This is a genomic window from Lysobacter dokdonensis DS-58 (genome assembly GCF_000770795.1).
GTDB lineage: Bacteria > Pseudomonadota > Gammaproteobacteria > Xanthomonadales > Xanthomonadaceae > Noviluteimonas > Noviluteimonas dokdonensis.
Genome location: NZ_JRKJ01000002.1, coordinates 295,883 through 315,158, shown reverse-complemented (window position 1 = coordinate 315,158; position 19,276 = coordinate 295,883). Strand labels below are relative to the sequence as shown.

Annotated in this window: 19 protein-coding genes; 10 read left to right on the top strand and 9 right to left on the bottom strand. The window is 67.0% G+C overall.

The genetic code is table 11. The features are described from left to right. Positions 1 to 924: a hypothetical protein gene (locus LF41_RS01855; RefSeq protein ID WP_036164935.1), complete on the bottom strand. Its 924-nt coding sequence runs from the start codon at positions 922 to 924 to the stop codon at positions 1 to 3. 149 nt (positions 925 to 1,073) lie between these two features. Between LF41_RS01855 and LF41_RS01850 the strand changes: the two genes are divergently transcribed. The 4 genes from LF41_RS01850 (at position 1,074) to LF41_RS01835 (ending at position 5,784) form a co-directional block, all read left to right on the top strand. Further along, positions 1,074 to 2,762 carry a cation:proton antiporter domain-containing protein gene (locus LF41_RS01850; protein ID WP_036164933.1) on the top strand — a complete coding sequence of 563 codons (1,689 nt, stop codon included), beginning with the start codon at positions 1,074 to 1,076 and terminating at the stop codon, positions 2,760 to 2,762. Between the two features lie 7 nt (positions 2,763 to 2,769). Continuing rightward, positions 2,770 to 3,855, top strand: a complete 1,086-nt coding sequence (locus tag LF41_RS01845) for a zinc metalloprotease (RefSeq protein ID WP_152599831.1) — start codon at positions 2,770 to 2,772, stop codon at positions 3,853 to 3,855. 54 nt (positions 3,856 to 3,909) lie between these two features. Next, positions 3,910 to 5,304: a pyridoxal phosphate-dependent decarboxylase family protein gene (locus tag LF41_RS01840; protein WP_036164929.1), complete on the top strand. Its 1,395-nt coding sequence runs from the start codon at positions 3,910 to 3,912 to the stop codon at positions 5,302 to 5,304. Between the two features lie 105 nt (positions 5,305 to 5,409). Next, positions 5,410 to 5,784 (top strand): YciI family protein, encoded by a 375-nt coding sequence (locus LF41_RS01835; RefSeq protein WP_036164926.1) that lies wholly within the window; start codon positions 5,410 to 5,412, stop codon positions 5,782 to 5,784. Here the strand turns inward: LF41_RS01835 and LF41_RS01830 are convergent. Next, complete coding sequence (locus LF41_RS01830) at positions 5,781 to 7,862, bottom strand: TonB-dependent receptor plug domain-containing protein (protein WP_036164924.1); 2,082 nt, start codon at positions 7,860 to 7,862, stop codon at positions 5,781 to 5,783. The two genes, LF41_RS01835 and LF41_RS01830, sit on opposite strands and share 4 nt — an antisense overlap. A 141-nt stretch (positions 7,863 to 8,003) precedes the next feature. After that, the gene (locus LF41_RS01825; protein ID WP_036164921.1) at positions 8,004 to 8,483 is read right to left on the bottom strand and encodes a VOC family protein; all 480 of its coding nucleotides are present in this window, start codon (positions 8,481 to 8,483) and stop codon (positions 8,004 to 8,006) included. A gap of 125 nt (positions 8,484 to 8,608) precedes the next feature. On the opposite strand from LF41_RS01825, the gene LF41_RS01820 reads away from it, so the two are divergent. Next, positions 8,609 to 8,875 (top strand): DksA/TraR family C4-type zinc finger protein, encoded by a 267-nt coding sequence (locus LF41_RS01820; RefSeq protein ID WP_036164919.1) that lies wholly within the window; start codon positions 8,609 to 8,611, stop codon positions 8,873 to 8,875. A gap of 12 nt (positions 8,876 to 8,887) precedes the next feature. Then, complete coding sequence (locus LF41_RS01815) at positions 8,888 to 9,898, top strand: alpha/beta hydrolase (RefSeq protein ID WP_052116032.1); 1,011 nt, start codon at positions 8,888 to 8,890, stop codon at positions 9,896 to 9,898. Here LF41_RS01815 and LF41_RS01810 read toward each other — a convergent pair. Together LF41_RS01810 and LF41_RS01805 are read right to left on the bottom strand one after the other, a co-directional pair. Then, positions 9,861 to 10,349, bottom strand: coding sequence for an NUDIX hydrolase (locus tag LF41_RS01810; RefSeq protein ID WP_036164916.1), 489 nt, complete (start codon positions 10,347 to 10,349; stop codon positions 9,861 to 9,863). The genes LF41_RS01815 and LF41_RS01810 overlap by 38 nt on opposite strands. A gap of 9 nt (positions 10,350 to 10,358) precedes the next feature. Next, the gene (locus LF41_RS01805; RefSeq protein ID WP_052116031.1) at positions 10,359 to 10,796 is read right to left on the bottom strand and encodes a response regulator; all 438 of its coding nucleotides are present in this window, start codon (positions 10,794 to 10,796) and stop codon (positions 10,359 to 10,361) included. A gap of 121 nt (positions 10,797 to 10,917) precedes the next feature. On the opposite strand from LF41_RS01805, the gene LF41_RS01800 reads away from it, so the two are divergent. Together LF41_RS01800 and LF41_RS01795 are read left to right on the top strand one after the other, a co-directional pair. Continuing rightward, the gene (locus LF41_RS01800; RefSeq protein ID WP_036164913.1) at positions 10,918 to 11,121 is read left to right on the top strand and encodes a hypothetical protein; all 204 of its coding nucleotides are present in this window, start codon (positions 10,918 to 10,920) and stop codon (positions 11,119 to 11,121) included. A 95-nt stretch (positions 11,122 to 11,216) separates the two neighbouring features. After that, entirely contained in the window at positions 11,217 to 11,657 is a 441-nt protein-coding gene (locus LF41_RS01795) for a hypothetical protein (protein WP_036164911.1), read from the top strand. A 6-nt stretch (positions 11,658 to 11,663) separates the two neighbouring features. Here the strand turns inward: LF41_RS01795 and xth are convergent, their stop codons facing one another. Together xth and LF41_RS01785 are read right to left on the bottom strand one after the other, a co-directional pair. Next, entirely contained in the window at positions 11,664 to 12,521 is an 858-nt protein-coding gene (xth, locus tag LF41_RS01790) for an exodeoxyribonuclease III (RefSeq protein WP_036164908.1), read from the bottom strand. After that, positions 12,521 to 13,564 (bottom strand): MBL fold metallo-hydrolase, encoded by a 1,044-nt coding sequence (locus LF41_RS01785; protein WP_084073213.1) that lies wholly within the window; start codon positions 13,562 to 13,564, stop codon positions 12,521 to 12,523. Before LF41_RS01785 ends, xth begins: the two co-directional genes overlap by 1 nt. Positions 13,565 to 14,071: 507 nt before the next feature. Between LF41_RS01785 and LF41_RS01780 the strand changes: the two genes are divergently transcribed. Both LF41_RS01780 and LF41_RS01775 read left to right on the top strand, forming a co-directional pair. Then, positions 14,072 to 15,166, top strand: coding sequence for a right-handed parallel beta-helix repeat-containing protein (locus LF41_RS01780; RefSeq protein WP_152599830.1), 1,095 nt, complete (start codon positions 14,072 to 14,074; stop codon positions 15,164 to 15,166). Positions 15,167 to 15,475: 309 nt separating this feature from the next. Next, on the top strand, positions 15,476 to 16,795 hold the full coding sequence (locus tag LF41_RS01775) for a DEAD/DEAH box helicase (protein WP_036164901.1): 1,320 nt from the start codon (positions 15,476 to 15,478) through the stop codon (positions 16,793 to 16,795). A gap of 72 nt (positions 16,796 to 16,867) precedes the next feature. On the opposite strand, the gene LF41_RS15930 is transcribed toward LF41_RS01775, so the two are convergent. Next, positions 16,868 to 18,814 carry a M56 family metallopeptidase gene (locus tag LF41_RS15930; protein ID WP_052116030.1) on the bottom strand — a complete coding sequence of 649 codons (1,947 nt, stop codon included), beginning with the start codon at positions 18,812 to 18,814 and terminating at the stop codon, positions 16,868 to 16,870. Next, a complete protein-coding gene (locus LF41_RS01765; RefSeq protein ID WP_036164899.1) occupies positions 18,807 to 19,196 on the bottom strand; it encodes a BlaI/MecI/CopY family transcriptional regulator in 390 nt (129 codons plus the stop codon). The genes LF41_RS15930 and LF41_RS01765 overlap by 8 nt, the downstream gene beginning before the upstream one ends. Positions 19,197 to 19,276 lie beyond the last annotated feature (80 nt).

The following is a 19,276-nucleotide window of genomic DNA, read 5'->3' as shown; positions in this document are numbered from 1 at the left end:
TCAGTACTGCTGCAGGCCGAGGATCGACTGCAGCACGCTGGTCAGGATGACGGCGATGTTGTCGTTGTCGCCGTACCCGTTGCGCTCGCCGTAGTACGTGCCGTAGCGGTAGTCGTTGCCGTACGAGTCCTGGTAACCGCGGCGGAAGCCCTCGCGGAAGTAGTGGTTGTAATCCTCGCGGTCGACGTAGTACCCGTTGTAGCCGTAGCTCGCGTCCTGGTAGGCGTAATTGTTGCGCCAATCGCTGCGCCAATTGTCGCGGCGGTCGGCCACGCCGGCCCGCACGCCCATCTCGTAGCCGTAGCGCACGGCCTGTTGCAGCAGCTGCGCCTGGTAGCGGTTGGCGTCGCGGTAGCGGCCGTCGCGCACGTAGCGATAGGCGACCGGCGCGTCGTAGTAGGCGTAGTTCTGAGACATGCGACGCTGCTGGGCGAGCTGCTGCTGCCAGTACCAATTCTGGTAGGCGTACTGCTGCGCGCGGCGCTGCGCCCGCAACGCGGCGGTGCGCTGCGATTCGGCGGCGCGGCGGGCGTCGATGTAGTGGCGATAGTCGACCTCGCGCTGGCGCTGCAACTGGATCGCGCGCTGGCGGTTGGTTTCGGTCACGCGGCGATGGTGGTCGGCGGCGCGCAGTTGATCGTCGCGACGCTCGGCGTTGCGGCGCGCATCGGCCTGGCGACGCTCGGCATCGCGGCGGGCGTCGGATTGGCGATGCTGCGCATCGCGGCGCGCGTCGGACCGACGATGCTCGGCATCGCGGCGCGCGTCGTCCTGCTTGGCCTGCTGCTTCTTCGCATGGGCCTTGCCGTGGTCCCGATCGTTGTCCTGCTGGTGCTTTTCGTTCTGGCGCGCCGAAGCATCGGGCGCGACGAGGGCGCCTGCGAGGGCGAGGCCGATGGCGCCGACAAGGATCGCGTTGCGCATGACACACCTGTGGTGTTGGTTGACTGTGTGCAGTTGGCGGCCGTGGCACTGAATCGATTCTGAGAATCCGCGTGAAGGCCGCGGGTGCGTTCAGCCGTTGTAGAGTGCGGGATGCCCGCCATTCATCCGATCCGGAGCAACCCCGCACGATGCCACATGGTTTGACGCTCATCTCCACCCTCGCCACCGCGTTCGGCGCGGCGCTGATCCTGGGTTTCATCGCCGCGCGGCTGCGATTGCCGGCGCTCGTCGGTTATCTGTTGGCCGGCGTGTTGATCGGGCCCTTCACGCCGGGGTTCGTCGCCGACACCGGGCTCGCGGCAGAGCTCGCGGAAATCGGCGTGATGCTGTTGATGTTCGGCGTCGGGCTGCACTTCTCGCTGCAGGACCTGCTCGACGTGCGAAAAGTGGCGCTGCCCGGCGCGGTGTTGCAGATCGCCGCGGCGACGGGCCTCGGCGCGGTGGTTGCGCATCAATGGGGCTGGACATGGCCGGCGGCCATCGTGTTCGGCCTGGCCTTGTCGGTCGCCAGCACGGTCGTGCTGCTGCGCGCGCTGGAGGCGCGCGGCGTGCTCGATTCGATGAACGGGCGCATCGCCGTGGGCTGGCTGGTCGTCGAAGACCTCGCGATGGTGCTCGTCCTCGTGCTGCTGCCACCGATCGCAGGCGCGCTGGGCGGCACGACGGAAGGCGAGGGCGGCGGCAACCTGTGGCTCGCACTTGGCACGACCTTGCTGAAAGTCGGCGCCTTCCTTGCGGTGATGCTGATCGCCGGGCGTCGCGTGCTGCCGAAACTGTTGTGGTGGGTCGCGCAGACCGGTTCGCGCGAACTGTTCACGCTGGCGGTGGTGGCATGCGCGGTGGGGATCGCCTTCGGCGCGGCCGAATTGTTCGGCGTGTCCTTCGCGCTCGGTGCGTTCTTCGCGGGCATGGTGCTGCGCGAATCGGAGTTCTCGCACCGCGCGGCCAATGAATCGCTGCCGCTGCGCGACGCCTTCGCGGTGCTGTTCTTCGTGTCGGTGGGCATGTTGTTCGACCCGATGATCATCGTGCAGGAGCCGCTGCGCGTGCTGGCGGTGGTGGCGATCATCGTGTTCGGCAAGACGCTCGCGGCCGCGCTGCTCGTCCTCTTGCTGCGCTATCCGCTCAACACCGCGCTCACGGTGTCGGCGAGCCTGGCGCAGATCGGCGAGTTCTCCTTCATCCTGGCAGGCCTCGGCGTGGCGCTCGGCGTGCTGCCGAAGGAAGGCAACAGCCTCGTCCTCGCCGGCGCGATCATTTCCATCGCCGTCAATCCGTTGCTGTTCGCCGCGATCGAACCGCTGCAGAAGTGGATCCGCGAACGTTCGCAACTCGCACGCAAGCTCGAACAACCCGTCGACCCGATGGCCGCGCTCCCGACGACGACGGACGCGAAGTACCTCTCGGGCCACGCGGTTCTTGTCGGCTACGGCCGCGTGGGGAAGCGCATCGTGCAGCAGTTGACGGCGCACGACATCCCGGTCGTGGTCGTCGAGCAGAACCGCGAGCGCGTCGAACAATTGCGCGCGGAAGGCTACGCCGCGGTCTCGGGCGACGCCGCGGAAGCCACGACGCTCGTGCAGGCGCACATCACCGGCGCGCGCTGGCTCATCTCCGCGATCCCGGACACCTTCAGCATCCGGCAGATGGTGGAAGTCGCGCGCACGCTCAACGCGGACATCGACGTGGTCGTGCGCAGCCACAACGCCGAGGAAGCGGGCCTGCTGACCCAGGAACACGCCGGCACGGTGTTCCTCGGCGAGGTCGAACTCGCCGACGGCATGAGCGATCATGTGATCGGGCAGGCCAGGGGGTAGGGCAATCTTGAGCGCGACAGGGGAGCAGGCCGCGACGTTCGGAGAATGGACGCCGTCGCGCCGGTGGTTGAAGACCACGGAAATCGTGCAGGCGCTCCTGATGGGGACGCTGTTCGCGTTTGCCTTGCTCATGCTGGCCGAGTCCCCCGGGCCGGTGTTGTTGCCCGCGTTGGCGATCCTTTTCGCCTCGGTGCTGGTGCATGAGGGCGGCCACGCAGCCGGTGCACGCCTGGGGGGCGCGGACGTGGCGCGCATCGACCTGGTCTTCGTGCAAGTGCTCGTCGCGGATCGCGTGCGCTGGCGCTTGAAGCGTTGTGGCGCGCTCACCATGGCGACGCTGGACCCGGACCGTCCCGTCCGCTCCCAGATGCTGCCGCTCGTTTGGGGCGGCCCGCTCGGCAACGGGTGCGCCGCGGTGCTGTGCAGCGCGGTGGCATGGTTCTACACGTCCGAGCTCCTCGTGGCCGCAGCGCTGATCAACGCAGCCCTGGCCGTCGCCAACCTCGTGCCGACCCATCGCAAGTTGGCGAGCGACGGGTTGCAATTGTTGCGCCTGTACCGCGGCGTCGACGAACGGCAACCGGCGTATCTGTATCTGCGTGCGACCGGGTTGGCGCGCCGCGGTCGCGCGCTGGACGCGGATCTTCTGCCGCGCCTGGCGGCGGCCGGCGAACCGTGGTCGGCCATCGCCGCGTGGTGGGAACTGCAGCTCTGCGCGAGCCGCGAGGACTGGGCCGGTGCGCTCGCACGCGTGCCGGAGCTGGAGTCGCATCTCGCCACTTTGTCGCCTGGAAGCATGGACGATTTCACCGACCTGGCGATCGCCGCCATGCGCTTCGTGCGCGGCATGGCGAACGAACCGATGGGGCCGCCGCCGGATCGCAAACGCATGCGCGAAATGGAATGGTGGTCGCCGGGGATCAATGCCCGCATCGAGGCGCTCGAGACATGGCGCGCCACCGGCGACGCCGCGCGGGCGCGCGCCCTCCTGGCGGAATCCGGAGTCCTTGCCATGCGCAGCCATGACGACCACCACATCGCGCTGGAATCGCGCTTTCGTGACGCCATCCTGAAGCTGCTGCCGCCTGCGTGACCTGCGCACGGGCGATCGGTCGTTCGTCCTTTCGAACGATCCCCTGATGCGCCCATGACCCGACCCTACGATGCCCTCCTCGCGCGCGCCCACGCGCACGCCCTCGATTACCTGCATGCCTTGCCCGATCGCCACGTCGGCGCCACCGCCACGCGCGACGAACTGCTCGCTGCGTTGCGTACACCGTTGTCGCCGCAGGGCGAAGCGCCCGAAGCCGTGATCGATCTGCTCGCGGCGCAAGTGCCGCGCGGTGCGAGCGCGTGCAATTCGCCGCGGTATTTCGGATTCGTGATCGGCGGGGCGACGCCGGTGTCGCTCGCGGCCGATTGGCTCGTGTCGACGTGGGACCAGAACGCGGGCATCTACGTGATCTCGCCGCTGGTCGCCGTGGCCGAGGAAGTCGCGGGCGAGTGGCTGCTCGACCTGTTCGGGTTGCCGCAGGAATCGGGCGTGGGCTTCGTCACCGGGTGCCAGATGGCGAACGTGACGTGTCTGGCCGCGGCGCGGCATGGCGTGTTGCGACGCGTCGGGTGGGATGTGGAAGCCGACGGGTTGCAAGGCGCACCACGCATCAACGTCGTCGCGTCCGCCGAATCGCACATCACCATCGATGTCGCACTGCGCTATCTCGGCTTGGGCACGAAGTGCATCCAGCGCGTCGAATCCGATGCGCAAGGCCGCATGCGACCCGATGCATTGCGTGCCTTGCTCGCGACGCTCGACGGCCCCACGATCGTCTGCGCGCAAGCCGGCAACGTGAACACCGGCGCGTTCGACCCGCTGCGCGAAATCGGCGCGGCCTGCAACGCCCACGGCGCATGGCTGCACATCGACGGCGCGTTCGGCCTGTGGGCGCGTGCGAGCGCGGATCCCGCGACGCGTGCGTTGATCGACGGCGTTGAGCTCGCCGACTCGTGGGCGACCGACGCGCACAAGTGGCTCAACGTGCCCTACGACTGCGGCGTGGCGATGGTGAAGTCGCGCGACGACCACCGCGCGGCGATGACCAGTGCGGCCGCGTATCTGATCCAGACGCAGGGCGTCGAGCGGGACGCGGTCGACTGGGTCCCCGATTTCTCGCGCCGCGCGCGCGGCGTGCCGGTCTACGCGAACCTGCGCGCGCTCGGGCGCGACGGCACCGCGCGGCTCATCGACGACCTGTGCGCCCGTGCGCGCCGGATGGCCGATGGCCTCGCGAGCGAGCCCGGCGTGCGCATCCTTGCGGACGTCGTGCTCAACCAGGTGCTGGTGCGGTTCGGCGAGGACGACGACCTGACGCGCCGCGTGGTCGTCGGCGTCCAGGAGGAAGGCACCTGCTGGCTCGGCGGCACCAGCTGGCAGGGCAAGGCGGCCATGCGGATCTCGGTGTCCAACTGGGCGACGACCGAGGACGATGCGGCCCGCAGCGTGGCGGCCATCCTCAAGGTCTGGCGCCAGCTCCGGCCCTGAAAAAAAGTTTCGGGGCCGTGTCGACTCCGGCCCCCGTCGTTCGTCGATTGGAGTGAACCGGGCAGAACGCCCGTTCCATTCCCACCCCAACCAAGGAGTTCCACCATGCGTTTCTTTTCCGCCGTCCGCGTGCAGGAGAACAACGGCCAGGTCCCCAGCGAGCGGCTGATGGCCGAGATGGGCAAGCTGATCGAGGAGTTCATGGCCAAGGGCGTCCTGCTGGACACCGCGGGCCTGCGCCCGACCAGCGAAGGCGTCCGCCTGCGCAACAACCACGGCAAGCTCAGCCGCACCGATGGCCCGTTCACGGAAACCCGTGAAGTGATCGGCGGCTACGCCATCCTCAAGGCCGACTCGATGGCCGAAGCCCTCAAGCTGACCGAGCGCTTCCTCGAAGTGCACGGCGACGAATGGAACGTCGAGTGCGAGGTGCGCCAGATGGAGGACATGGACGCCGATTGCGGGAAGGCGGCCGCCTAGAACTTCCCGCTGAACGTGATGCTGTAGATCGGGCCGATCGTCCGGTTGCGCATCTCGTGGAAATCGATGGGGCCCGTGCGGCGGTCGACGTACACCGTGCGGTCCCACATCGACATCGCATCGCCGAGGTTGCTCGCTTGCAGGCGGATCGTCATGCCGAGGAGGTTCTTCCGCTCGACGAACAGGTTGCCCCAGATCGGACCTTCCCACTGGCGGCCGACTTCGGTCAGGCGGTAGTCGAGCTCGTAGTACGAGTAATCGATCGCGCCGCCCCACGCCCAGTCGGTGTTGGGGATGTCGTGGCGCAACGCGATCGACGCGAGCTCGGCGAGGTTGTTGCTGATCGGCCGGTCTTCGAACGTCAGCGGATCCTGCACGCTGCTGTGCTCCATCTGCCAGGTGGCGTCGATCTTCGCGCCCTTCCAGCCGATGGGATCGAGGTTGATCGTGCCTTTCCACTCGAAGCCGTACAGCGTCGCTTCTTCCAGGTTGCCGGGGCTTTCGCCATCCAGGCCGATCGGGATCGTGTCGACGATGTCGTCGATGCGCTGGCCGTACACGCGCAGCGTGGTCGTGCCCCACGCGCCGAGCTTGCGGTTGGCTTCGACCGACAACTCCCACGTCTGCGGCGGCACGAGATCCGGGTTGCCGGCGTTGGCCTGGTCGTTGGTGAGGTTCACCGACGCAATGAAGTCATAGAAATTCAGCTGGCCGACGCGCCGTTCGAGCTTGAAGTTCCAATCGGTGTTTTCCGACTGCTTCCAGGCGAAGGACACCAGGCCCTTCGGCCGGCGGAACGTGCGCGTCAGGCCGCCCGCGCCGACTTGTTCGAGCCGCGAGTACTCGCCGCCGAGGTTCACCTGCAACTGCAGGTCCTGCGTGAGCGCGCGGCCGTAACTCGTCATGAGCTCGTAGCGGTCTTCCTGCACGGTGGCGGTGCCGTTGGGCAGCGGTACGATGATGAAGTCGTCGATGCCGTCGAACAGCGACAGCGTCGAGGCGCTTTCGAGCTTGTTGAACGCGTACTCGCCCGACACCTGCAGGTCGCCGCCGAAGCCTTTCCAGCGGTATTCGCTGCGCGCAATGCGTTCGGTTTCGTTGCCGATGCGGCGGAAGCGTGCGCCATCGGTGGGCGTGGCCGCGTCGAGGTAGTCGTCGTACACGGTGTCGACCAGCGGATCGTGCGTGTAGCGATCCAGCCCGATCAATTTCAGGCGGCCCGGACCGAGCTTGAACTCGTAGTCGCCGCCGAGTTCCCAGTTGTAGCCGCCTTCGTCCTCGAGCACGGTGCGGAAGCGGTCGGGCACCGTCGGATCGCCGACGCGGATGCCTTCTTCCACGTAGTCGAAGATCACGCGCTGGTAGCGCCCGTTGAAGTTGCCCTTGCTGCCTTGTTCGGTGGTCCATGCGAGCTGCGTGCTGAGCGTGGGGTTGTCGCTCTCGCCGGTCCATTCGTCGTTGCGGTTTTCGCGCACGGTGCCGTCGGCGTTGTAGATGACGGTCGGGCCGCCCGCGCCACTGTGGTTGGCGTTGTTGGTGAAACCGACCGTCCAATCCATGCGGCCCGCGGCCCCGCTCACCGACACGTTGCCGCGCGTGAGCTGCGGGTTGGTGAAATCGCGGCGGATATCGGGGCGCCATTCCCACTGGCCGCTGATGCCCGCGGCCTTGGTGACGACGTTGGCGACCTGGCCGGACAGGCCGGGGATGTCGAGTGTCGCGCCGTCGACGATCTCGATGCGCACGACGTTGTTGGCGGGAATGCGGCCCAGCTGGCTGAGCACGTCGTTGGATTTCGCGGAGATGCGTTGCCCGTTGATCAGCACGTTGCCCGTGGCCTGGCCGAGGCCACGCTCGACCACCTGCGTGCGAATCACGAAGCCCGGCACCTGCTCCAGCATGTCCAGGGCGTTGTTCGGCGCGAAGCGCGTGAAATCGTCCGGCGTGTAGGTGCGCGCGGCGTTTTCGACGGCGGGCTTGTCGGGCGGGGCGGCGGCGTCCTGGGCCAGCGCTTGCGAGATGGACAGCGGCAACAAGGCCGCACACAACAGGGCACCACGCCAGCGCTTGAGATGCATCGGACCAACCCCCCGGAAAGTGCAAAAGGATGCAAGGCCGGCGGCACGTTGCAACGTGCCGTCGGTCCCGGGGATGGATGAGGAGGCGTGAGGTTTGGTTTAAGCCGAATCGCATGACCGTGCCGAAGGTCATGCCTTGCGTCATGCGTTCGTGCGTTGCTGCATGTCTTCCAACCAGGCCTTGCCGCGGCGTTCCATTTCTTCCGGCGTCACTTCTTCCTTGTGCGTGCCGAGCATCCATTTATGGCCGAACGGGTCGACCACGGTGCCCATGCGGTCGCCCCAGAACTGGTCTTCGGGCGGCTGCACGACGGTGGCACCGGCCTTGACGGCCTTGTCGATCGCAGCGTCCGCGTCCTTGACGTAGATCAGCATCCCGCCGGTCGCGCCGCCGCGGGACTTGGGCGACAGCGCGCCCCATTGCGGGAATTCGTCGGACAGCATGAAGCGCGATCCGTCGATGTCCATTTCCGCGTGCGCGATCTTCTCGCCCATCGGCAGGCGATAGGTTTCCTTCGCGCCGAAGGCGTCCTTGTAGAACTGCATCGCCTTCGTCGCGTCGTCGACGACGACCGAGGGCGTCAGCGTGTGGTAACCGGACGGCATGTACGGGACGGCCATGGACGGGCTCCGTTGCGTGGGGGAGGCGTGAAGATGCATGGACGGTCGTTACGCGGTGATCACGGGCGCGTTGCATTCATGCGTCCGCATTTAAGCTGTGCGTCTTGCGTTCGAAGGAGCGGTGCATGGCCACCGGATGGGCGGGCGACAACGCCGTCAACGACCAGATCGATGCCACCGTGAAGGACGGCATCCAGCGCGTGCGCGACCGCATGCCGAAAGGCCCGTCGCTCGAATACTGCGAGGAATGCGACGCGCCCATTCCCGAAGCGCGCCGCCTCGCGGTGCCCGGCGTGCACCTGTGCGTGCAGTGCCAGGAAGCGGCCGACGCCGAAGAGCAGGCCTTCAGCGGTTACAACCGCCGCGGGAGCAAGGACAGCCAGCTGCGCTGAATGGGGACGGGGATGGCCAGGGAAGCGCCGAAACGCAGGGTATGGAAGAGAACGCTGTTCGCGATCCTGCTCGCGGCCGGCGCCTTGTTCGCCTGGTCGCTGCTCTCGCCGGTGCCCGCCGCATGGGCGATCCGCACCGTGTTCGACATCGGCGGCGGCACGGTCGCCCGGAAGCTCGCAAAGCACGTGCCGCCCGCCGGTCGCAATGAACTGCTCGACGTGCAGTACGACGCGAACGACCCGGACGCGAAGCTCGACCTGTTCGTCCCCGCGGGAAAACCCGCGCGCACGACGATCGTGTGGATCCACGGCGGCGGTTTCGTCGGCGGGCGGAAGTCGGATGTCGCCAATTACGCGCGCATCCTCGCCTCCAGGGGTTACAGCGTCGCGAGCATCGAATACACGCGCGCACCGCAGGCGCACTACCCGGTGCCGCTGGAGCAGGCCAATCGCGCGCTGCAGTGGTTGTCGGTGAACGGGCCGCGGCATGGCGTCGCGCGCGACCGCTTCGTGCTCGCGGGCGATTCGGCGGGCGCGCAGATCGCGGCGCAACTGGCGAATGTCGCCACGTCGCCGGAGTACGCGCGGGCCCTGACGATCCAACCGGCGGTCGAGGCCAGGCGCATCGTCGGCGTGCTGCTGTTCTGCGGCCCGTACGACGCCGCGCTGACGCGCACCACCGACGACGGCAAGCCGTCGTGGTTCATGCGCACGGTGATGTGGGCGTATTTCGGGCGCAAGGATTTCTGGAAGGATCCGCGCGTCGCGTCGTTTTCGGTGGCGCGCTATGTCACGCCCGCGTTCCCGCCGGCGTTCGTGTCGGTGGGCAACGGCGATCCGCTGCAATCGCATTCGTTCCTGCTCGCCGATGCGCTGCGCGCGCAGGGCGTGCATGTCGATGCGCTGTTCTGGCCCGAGGACCACGCGCCGGCGTTGCCGCACGAGTACCAGTTCGACCTCGACACCATCGAAGGTCGCGAGGCGCTCAACCGCGCGGCGCAATTCCTGGCGGCGCTGCCCTGAGCGCGGCTTCGAGGCGGTCGAGCAGTTCGCATTGCGCGGGCAACAGTTTCACGCGTGCTTGTTCGAACGTGCACCACGCCGCGCGGTCGACCTCCGGGTACGACTGCATGCGCCCGCTGCGCGGCGGCCACTCGCATTCGAAGTGATTGCTACGCAGCGCCGCGACGTCGAAATCGCCTTCGGCCGCGAACGCATGCACCCGCTTGCCGCCGCGTTGCGTGATCTGCCCGAGCGGGGAGAGGGGCGCATCGAGCGGCATGCCGAGTTCTTCCGCGAACTCGCGCAACGCGGCGGCTTCATCGGTTTCGTGGTCTTCGCGCGCGCCCTTCGGGATCGTCCAGGCGCCGTCGTCGCGATTGCGCCAGAACGGCCCGCCGGGATGGGTGAGCAACACGCGCACGCCGTCGGCGTCGCGCCGCCACAGCAGGATCCCGCAACTGGTGGCGGGCATGCAGGCCGCTCAGGCGGCCGCGGAAATCATCGAGCCCAGGCGGCGTTCCTTGTACAGCAGGCGCACTTCCAGCAGGTTGCGCACGCGCAGCAGCAATTCTTCCGGGTCGAAGGGCTTGCGCAGGAAATCCTTGGCGCCGTAGCGCAAGGCTTGCGTGCGGTGGCCGGGTTCGGCGGTGAGCGCGAGCACCGGCAGGTAGCCGTCGCGTTCGCAGGGCTTCAGGGCCTCCATCACTTCGAAGCCGTCCATGTTCGGCATCAGCACGTCGAGCAGGATGGCGTCGAAATCCTGCTCGCAATGCAGGTCGACCACGGCACGCGAATCGGTGGTGCAGGTGATCGAGGTGAAGCCGGCGGTCGTCAGCACTTGCTCGAGGATGCGCAGCGCGTCGATGTCGTCGTCGACGACCAGGACCTTGGCGGAGAGGATGTCGGCGGCGCTGATCATGGACGGGTTCCGGGGGAGGGGTCGCGTGATCGCGAACATCGGCCGCTTGCGGTGAAATCGCGATGAATGGGCGGGACGTGAAGCGTTTTTCACGGGCGACTTCGCTACTCTTTTGCGCGATATGAAAGGTCACGATCTCGACTTCGACTATCTGTTCCTGCTGGAAGCGCTGGAGAGCGGGGCCGTCCCCGCCGACGAACACGTCGAAACGCTGTTGGGAATGGGCCTGGTCGAACGCACCCCCGAGGGGTTGTCGCTGAGCATGGAGGCGCGCGTGAAGCTCGCCAATCTCCGCTCGCTCCTGCGCCCGATGTCTTATGGATGAGTTCGCGCCGAAAGGCGCATGAATGCGGTGACCGCTACGGCCGGTTGCATGCGTTGACTGCGGCGTCAGGGGCAGCGCACCACTGGAGAGTTCACATGAAACGCCGGATCGCCTGGCTGTTCGCCGTGCTGTTGTCGTTGTTCGCCATCCCTGCCTTCGCGCAGGACCGCGCATGGACGGAAGGGGCCGTCACGAACGTCACCGCCGTCAAGATCGTGGACGGGCAGTTCGAAAACTACATGGATTGGCTCGGCAAGAACTGGAAGCTGGTGATGGAAGAGGCCAAGAAGGAAGGCTACGTCCTGGAGTACCACGTCTACGGCGCGACGCCGCACAACCCGCAGGAAGCGGACCTGTACCTGGTCGTGACCTATCCGAACATGGCCATGCTCGATGGCATGGACAAGAAGATGGAGCCGATCCAGATGAAGGTGACCAAGATGAACCCGCGACAGGCCGACGAGGCCTCGGGCAAGCGCGTGGTGATGCGCAACATCCTCGGTGAAGAGCTGCTGCGCGAGATCAACCTGAAATGAGTCGTGTCATCCCCGCGGAGGCGGGGATGACTTCTTCCTTGCGGCCTTCTTCGCAGCCTTCTTCTTTGCGCCGATCTCCACCCACGTCGGCGCGTGATCGCTCGCGCTCTGCAGATCGCGCACCCACGTATCCACGCCGGCGTCCTTCAAGCGCGGCGCGAGCTCGCTGCTCAGCAGCAGATGATCGATCCGCAACCCCGCGTTGCGCGGCCAGTGGTTCCGGAAGTAATCCCAGAACGTGAAGATCTTCTCGTCGGGATGGATCGTGCGCAGCGCGTCGGTCCATCCCTGCGCAAGCAAGGCTTCCCAACGTTCGCGGCTTTCCGGTTGCAGCAACGCATCCTTGCGCCAGGATTTCGGGTCGTAGATGTCCAGCGTATCGGTGGGCACCACGTTGTAATCGCCCGCCAGCACCACCGGGTGCTTGCTGTCGAACAAGGCCTGCGCGTGCTTCAGGAACTGGTCGAACCAGCGCAGCTTGTAGTCGAACTTGGGCCCCGGTCGCGGATTTCCGTTCGGCAGGTACAGGCAACCGACGATCACGCCGTGCGCGGCCGCTTCGAGATAACGGCTTTGTTCGTCGTCCTTCATGCCCGGCAAACCGCGGCGGCTTTCGATGGGCTCGGAATCGCGCGCCAGGATCGCCACGCCGTTCCACGAACGCTGCCCGTGCCACAGCGCGCCGTAGCCGGCCTCATGGATGTCGGCGATCGGGAAGCCTTCGTCGACCGCCTTCAGCTCCTGCAGACAGGCGATGTCCGGCCGCTCCTGCTCCAGCCAGCGCAACAGGTGCGGCAGGCGGGAGCGGATGCCGTTGACGTTGAACGTCGCGATGCGGAGGGGAGCGTCCTTGCGTGCCGCCATCAGGAACTCGGTTGCGGGGGCGCGGGGTTGCGCGTTCCCCGGAAGGGTTCCAGATCGAATGTCGCGGTGTCGTGGTCGACCACCTCCAGGCCCGTCGCGCCGCGCGTGGGCAGCAGTTCCAGCACGGTGGCCTCGGGGCGCGGCTTGCGCACGATCTTCTCGACGTAGGGATCGCGGGGCATCGGCGTGATCGGATCGGCGGGCAGGTGCGCGGCGCGTCCTGCGAGTCGCTCGAACTCACGCGGATCCTTCGCGCAATTCATGATCACGTCGGGATGCTTGTAGTGGAGCTGGCGCAACTTGTGCTGCGTATGCGCGAACAGTGCACGGTCGGTCGCCGTCAGCGATTCGTACGCCTGCATGCCCCAGCGGCCGTGGGGGTCGCTGTCGAGTTCGCGCGCATCGCCGTACGCATCGCCGCAATGCAGGTGCCAGCCGTTCTCGCCGCTGATCGCGACGCCCACATGGCCTGGCGTGTGGCCCGGCAGCGGCACCAGCACGATGAGATCCGGAGGCAGGCCGGCGAGATCGCGCACGCAGGGCATGCCTTTCCAGTCGACGTCGGACAGCGCGTCGTACTGGATCCACCGCGTGCGCGTGGACCATTGCGCGGGGCGGTAGCGTTGCTTGATTCCCCAGCGGTCCTGCGCGGCGGCGTGCGCCACTTCCTTCGCGAGCACGTGCACGCGGGCGTGCGGGAAGTCGTCGAGCCCCCCGGCTTGGTCGAAGTCCAGATGCGTGAGCACGATGTCGCGGACGTCGTCGCCGCGGAAGCCCATCCGTTCGACCTGGCGCACGGCGGTCATGTCGGCGCGCAGGTCCGGCGCGAGCAACTTGCGCGCGATGGGCGACAGGCGCCGCTCGGGATCCATGACATCGCCCGTGCCCAAGCCCGTATCGACGAGCAACAGGCCTTCACCGGTTTCCACCAACAGGCAATGGCTGACGCAGCGTCCTCGCGTGAACATGCCGCGCGTGAGACCGTCGATGAGGCGCCCGCCATGCGGTCGCGTGCCGATGCAATTGAGCCGATGGATGCGCATGGGGGAGGGCGCGCCAGTTGTAAACAGACGGTGGGAGGAACGCGAAGATCGCGTTGCTCCGGCCTTCGCATCGCGTGATGGAATCACGCGCTCTGCAGTACGAATCGCAATGTGTCACTGCAGAGATCGCGACGGCACGGATGTTGCGGTGCACGAAAAAACCACGGTAAATCAGCGTCGTTTCGTGCCGATAAGTTATTGCAGTGTTAAAACAAAGACGCTTAATGCGCTGTCGCTGTCATTCGTCTGAACATAGAACAACATGAATGCGTGCATCGTGTTTGGATGAGTGACGAATGGGTGAAACGACATCCATGACGTGTAGAGTCCCCTCCACGCCATCACGAGACGTCGACATACACAACGACGCTCCAGCGTGATCGGTAGTGACACCTCCATTGACTTGATCGACCTGCTTCGTCTTTGGGCGCATTTGTCGATCCGCCAACGAAAGGGGCCTCAGCCTTGAACGACTCGAATCTCGTGCACGCCGTGCGCGAGGCAGGAATGCCTCGTCGCGAATTCCTCCGCAACTCCCTGGTGCTTGCAGTGCCGCTCGTCATCGGCGGTGTGTCGATGCCTGCGTTCGCTCTCACCACGCCTCCGACGCGTGCCCGTGGCAGCACGGTGCGCAACGTCAAGAACTATGGTGCGCTGGGTAACGGCAGCCACGACGACACGGCCGGTATCCAGGCCGCGATCAACTCGCTTCCCTCCACGGGCGGCACGGTGGAAATCCCCGCCGGCACGTACATGATCGACACGTCGAAGAAGATCCGCCTGCGCAGCAAGATGCACCTGAAGCTCGCTTCGGGCGCCATCCTCAAGGCGAAGACCTCGTCGCTCTCGCGCCACTACCTGATCCAGGTCAGCGGTGGTTCGGACGTCGAAATCTCCGGCGGCCAGCTCGTCGGCGATCGCGACACGCACCGTTACGGCTCGGGCACCCATGAGTGGGGCCACGGCATCTCGGTCGGCGGCAGCGTCACCCGCGTCACGATCCGCGACCTGCGCGTGTCGAAGTGCACCGGCGATGGCGTCTGCATCGGCGGCGGCGCGAACGACATCGTCATCGCGAACATCGTCTCGACGAACAACCGTCGCCAGGGCCTGTCGATCACCAACTGCCGCAACATCAAGGTGTACGACTCGGAGTTCAGCTACACGAAGGGCACCTCGCCCGAGTGCGGCATCGACATCGAGCCGGATGAAGGCGGTTCGTGCTCCAGCGTGCTGATCCAGAATTGCCGTTTGAACAACAACAACAAGTACGGCATCAACATGTGGAAGCGCTCCTCGGGCATCACCGTCACGGGATGCACCATGGAACGCAACGGCAGCCTGGGCATGAGCACGACGGGCATCACCAACCTGAAGGTCACGAACAACACCATCCGCCTGAACTCGGCGACCGGCGTTGTCTACAACTCCGGCACCTCCGGCGTGACCCACAGCGGCAACCTGTCGTACCAGAACTACACCCGCCTGGGCGCGAAGTCGCGCACTCCGTTCTCGCTGACCGGCTGGTCCAGCAAGATCGAGCGCGACATCCTGTGGAAGAGCTCGTCCTCGCGGACCATCGGGCTCAACCGCTACCAGTAAGCAAGCGGGATCGTTTACCCGGCGAAAGAACCGGGTTTCTGAAGCGGCGCCCTCCGGGGCGCCGTTTTTTTATGGCCCCTCACCCGAATGGGGGCCGACCCGTGTTAAGGTGCGCCCCGTTCGCGCACGGCCGCAGCGTTTTCCCGGCCCCCGGATCCCCGTTTTGGAGGGATCCACCCCGTACCTCTTTCGCGCGCGACACGCCCCGGCTGCCTGCCAGGGCGCACAAACAGACTCGACAGCGCGGTTCCAGGGAAAGCTTCGAGTGCATGCCGCCATCGCGCGGCGTGCTTCACATCGGAGCTCCACATGACGTTCGAAACCCTCGGGCTTTCGCCCGCGCTGCTGCGCGCGCTGTCCGACAACAACTACACCACGCCCACGCCGATCCAGGCCGAAGCGATTCCGCTCGTCCTCGCCGGCCAGGATGTGCTCGGCGGCGCCCAGACCGGCACCGGCAAGACCGCCGCGTTCGGCCTGCCGCTGCTGCAGCGCCTGTCGGAAGGCAAGCCCGCCGGCACCACCGGCCCGCGCAAGCCGCGCGCGCTGATCCTCGTGCCGACGCGCGAACTCGCCGTCCAGGTCGGCGACAGCCTGAAGGCCTACGGCCGCCACCTGCGCCTCAACGTGACCACGCTGTACGGCGGCGCCGGCATGCAGCCGCAGATCGATGCCTTCCGCCGCGGCGTCGACATCCTCGTCGCGTGCCCGGGCCGTTTGCTCGACCACCTCGAGCGCGGCACCGCCAAGCTCGACGCCGTCGAACTGCTGGTCCTCGACGAAGCCGACCGCATGCTCGACATGGGCTTCCTGCCGGCCATCAAGCGCGTGCTCGCGCGCGTTCCGGCCACGCGCCAGACGTTGCTGTTCTCGGCGACGTTCGAGAGCAACATCAAGGCGCTGGCACTGGAATTCATGAAGTCGCCGCAGCAGGTGCAGGTCGCCGCGCAGAACACGATCGCCGAGACGATCGTGCACCGCGCCCATCCGGTCGACGGCGCGCGCAAGCGCGAACTGCTGATCGACATCCTCGCTGCGCGCCACACCGAGCAGGTGCTGGTGTTCGGCAAGACCAAGCACGGTTGCAATCGCCTGGCCGAACAGCTGGTGCAGGCCGGCCTGTCGGCGGTCGCGATCCACGGCAACAAGAGCCAGGCCGCGCGCCAGCGTGCGCTCAACGAGTTCAAGTCGGGCAAGGCACGCGTGCTGGTCGCCACCGACGTCGCCGCGCGCGGCCTCGACATCCCGAACCTGCCGCTGGTCATCAACCACGACCTGCCGATGGTCGCGGAAGACTACGTGCACCGCATCGGCCGCACGGGCCGCAACGGCGCGACGGGTGAAGCGCTCTCGCTGGTCTCGCCGGACGAAGGCGGCTTGCTGCGCCAGATCCAGCGCATGCTGAAGGCCGACATCCAGATGGACGTGGTGCGCGGTTTCGAGCCGAGCCGCGCGGTCCGCTCGGATGCCGCGCCGTTCAATGCGGAAAAGCGCACGCAGCGTCCGCAGCGTGGCCACCGTCCGCACGGCAAGCCGACGCAGAACGCGCAGCCGCGCCACGCGCATGCCGGCCCGAAGCAACATCGCGCGGGCGGCAAGCCCGGCGGGCGTCGCGACTCGCGCGCGTAAGCACGCGGTCGGTCGAAACGAAAACGCCAGCCTTTCGGCTGGCGTTTTTTTTTGCTCGCGGAAAGGCGATCGTTACTGACGCGCGAACGGCGCCGGCTTCGCCAGCCCCTTCTGCACGGCCTCGCCGATCAGGACGTCCAGTTCCTTCTGCGCGGTCTTCGCGGCTTTCTCCTGCTTCTTGCCGAGCTCGCCCATCTGCGCGCCGAGGGCTTCCATCGGCTTGGACGCTTCTTCCATCTGCGCGCCGATGCGGTTCATCGGCTCCTGGTTCTGTTCGAGCTTCTGCGACTCCCGCTCCATGATCTTGCCCTGGGCTTCCATCTGGTCGCCGAGGGCGTCCATTTCGCGCGAGAGCTGATCCATCTCGCGGTCGAGCGCGGCCTCTTCGGCGTCGGTGTCGGCCTTGCGCTGCTTCATCGCGAGCAACTGCTGGCGGCCGGCGAGTTCGCCCTGCTGCTGGCCGAGCGCGCCCATCTTTTCCTGCGCCTGCTGCATGGCGGGCGAGGGCATGTGCGTCCTGGACAACTTTTCCATCTGCGCGCCGAGCGCTTCCATCTTCTTGCCGTGCACCGACATCTGGTCGCCGAGCGCCGACATCTGCTTGCCGAGCGCATCGCTGTCCTTCCACGCGGCCTGCGCGCGGCCGACCAGCGCCGGATCGTCGATCACGTACGCCTTGCCGTCGCGGCGAAACCAGATGAAGTCGCGCTGCAGGCTGCGCTTGGCGAGGTCGATGTCGTCCATGTCGTCGGTCGAACCGGACATCGAGTAACCGTCCTTGCCCTTGCGCACGAGCGCCCAGGCGTCGCGGTCGGCGCCGTACTTGTTCTGCGCGAGCGGCTCGGGGGCTTCGGGCGGTTCCGCGGCTTCCGGCGCTTCGGGGGCTTCCGCCGCTTCAGCGGCGTCGGCGTCCGCCGGCTCGGCGGCTTCCGCGGGTTCCGCAGCTTCGGCCGGTTCCGCCGCGGTCGCAGGCGCGGCGTTGGCCACTGGCGCGGCGACCGGCGCGGCGGCCGGCGTCTGGCCGATCTGCGCCTGCGCATAGAACGCGATGCATGCCGCGGCGATGCCGATCAGGGGAAGCGCGATGCGTCCGGCGGGGAGGCGATGGCGCGGTTGCGGGGACAGCAATTGCTGGATGCGGGACATCAGGTGGCCTCCATGGGCGGCATGTGCGAGATGGGGAAGGGCGGGACGCGTGGCTTGCAGGTCGGACAGCGTGGCGAGCGCGACGGCCAGGCGCCGCGCATCGCCGATCGTTTCGGCAGCGATCGCATCGGCGACGAGTTCGCGTTCGACGCGAATGCGACGCGACAACCACCACGTGACCGGATGGAAGAACAACAGCGCTTCGGCCGCGCGCTGCAGCAGGTTCACGAGGTAATCGTGGCGGCGCACGTGCGCGAGTTCGTGTGCGAGCAAGGCTTCGACCAGTTCGGCCGGCATGCGCAGCGCGACCGACATCGGCAGCAGCACCATCGGGCGCCAGAAGCCGGCGACGACGGGCGACTCGAGCGATTCCACCAGGCGCAGCGCTGCACCGCGCACGTTCATCCGTTTGGCGAGCGCGTCGATCGTCGCCTGCCAGCGCGCCTGCGACGGCGGCTGCGGCGTCATGCGCATGCGGTGCACCCACGCCACGCCGAAGACCGTGCGCAGGCAGAACACGCTCGCGCCCGCGGCCCACAGGGCGACGATCAGCGGCTGCAGGGCGAGCAGCCGCGTCTGCCAATCCATCGGCGCGTCGTCGCCGCCGATCGCGACCATCGCGGCGTCTCCCGCGAACGGAGCCAGCGCGATCGCCGGCGTGGATTCCATCATCGCGCTGCATACGCCGAAGATCGGCAACACCGCACAAGCGAGCAGGGCGATGCACGCGATCGCGTATCGCACCTGCGGCATCGATCCGCGCGCACCGCGCAACGCGATGGCCGCGAGCGCACCGACCAACGCGCCTTGCCAGGTGAAATCGACCAATGCTTGCCCGATGGCGGGCACGAGGCGCTCGATGAACTCATGCATCGCGGGAACCCTCGTCGTGGGTGGCGTCAAGCAAGCGGCGGATCTCGTCGCGTTCGGCATCGGAGACGTGCGCGTTCAACGCCGCGAGCACGAGCCCCTTGCCGGAGCCGGCGAAGGCCTTGCGAATGAAATCGTCGAGCAGGTGCGTCTGCAGCGTGTCCTGCGCCTGTGCGGCGGCATAGACGTGCGAGCGCTGGGTTTCGTCGCGCACCAGCAGGCCCTTGCCGTGCATGACCTGCATCAGGCGCAGCACGTTGGCGTAGGTGACGGTCGGCTTGTCGGCCTGCATCGCCTGGTGCGCGTCCTTCACGGTCGAAGGACCGAGGCGCCACAGCGTGTTGAGCAGGTCGAGTTCGGCGGCGGTGGGCTTGCGGTCGGTCATCGGCGGGCTGCGTGCGGTGAGGCGATGGAGCGCACGTTACGCCGCCTAGACAGGCTTGTCTAGACCAATTTGTCTATGAA

Bases quoted from the DNA above. Each gene is read 5' to 3' on its own strand.
- LF41_RS01855 (WP_036164935.1), bottom strand. From the start codon at position 924: ATGCGCAACGCGATCCTTGTCGGCGCCATCGGCCTCGCCCTCGCAGGC.
- LF41_RS01850 (WP_036164933.1), top strand. From the start codon at position 1,074: ATGCCACATGGTTTGACGCTCATCTCCACCCTCGCCACCGCGTTCGGC.
- LF41_RS01840 (WP_036164929.1), top strand. From the start codon at position 3,910: ATGACCCGACCCTACGATGCCCTCCTCGCGCGCGCCCACGCGCACGCC.
- LF41_RS01835 (WP_036164926.1), top strand. From the start codon at position 5,410: ATGCGTTTCTTTTCCGCCGTCCGCGTGCAGGAGAACAACGGCCAGGTC.
- LF41_RS01830 (WP_036164924.1), bottom strand. From the start codon at position 7,862: ATGCATCTCAAGCGCTGGCGTGGTGCCCTGTTGTGTGCGGCCTTGTTG.
- LF41_RS01825 (WP_036164921.1), bottom strand. From the start codon at position 8,483: ATGGCCGTCCCGTACATGCCGTCCGGTTACCACACGCTGACGCCCTCG.
- LF41_RS01820 (WP_036164919.1), top strand. From the start codon at position 8,609: ATGGCCACCGGATGGGCGGGCGACAACGCCGTCAACGACCAGATCGAT.
- LF41_RS01815 (WP_052116032.1), top strand. From the start codon at position 8,888: ATGGCCAGGGAAGCGCCGAAACGCAGGGTATGGAAGAGAACGCTGTTC.
- LF41_RS01810 (WP_036164916.1), bottom strand. From the start codon at position 10,349: ATGCCCGCCACCAGTTGCGGGATCCTGCTGTGGCGGCGCGACGCCGAC.
- LF41_RS01805 (WP_052116031.1), bottom strand. From the start codon at position 10,796: ATGATCAGCGCCGCCGACATCCTCTCCGCCAAGGTCCTGGTCGTCGAC.
- LF41_RS01800 (WP_036164913.1), top strand. From the start codon at position 10,918: ATGAAAGGTCACGATCTCGACTTCGACTATCTGTTCCTGCTGGAAGCG.
- LF41_RS01795 (WP_036164911.1), top strand. From the start codon at position 11,217: ATGAAACGCCGGATCGCCTGGCTGTTCGCCGTGCTGTTGTCGTTGTTC.
- xth (WP_036164908.1), bottom strand. From the start codon at position 12,521: ATGGCGGCACGCAAGGACGCTCCCCTCCGCATCGCGACGTTCAACGTC.
- LF41_RS01785 (WP_084073213.1), bottom strand. From the start codon at position 13,564: ATGCGCATCCATCGGCTCAATTGCATCGGCACGCGACCGCATGGCGGG.
- LF41_RS01780 (WP_152599830.1), top strand. From the start codon at position 14,072: ATGCCTCGTCGCGAATTCCTCCGCAACTCCCTGGTGCTTGCAGTGCCG.
- LF41_RS01775 (WP_036164901.1), top strand. From the start codon at position 15,476: ATGACGTTCGAAACCCTCGGGCTTTCGCCCGCGCTGCTGCGCGCGCTG.
- LF41_RS15930 (WP_052116030.1), bottom strand. From the start codon at position 18,814: ATGCATGAGTTCATCGAGCGCCTCGTGCCCGCCATCGGGCAAGCATTG.
- LF41_RS01765 (WP_036164899.1), bottom strand. From the start codon at position 19,196: ATGACCGACCGCAAGCCCACCGCCGCCGAACTCGACCTGCTCAACACG.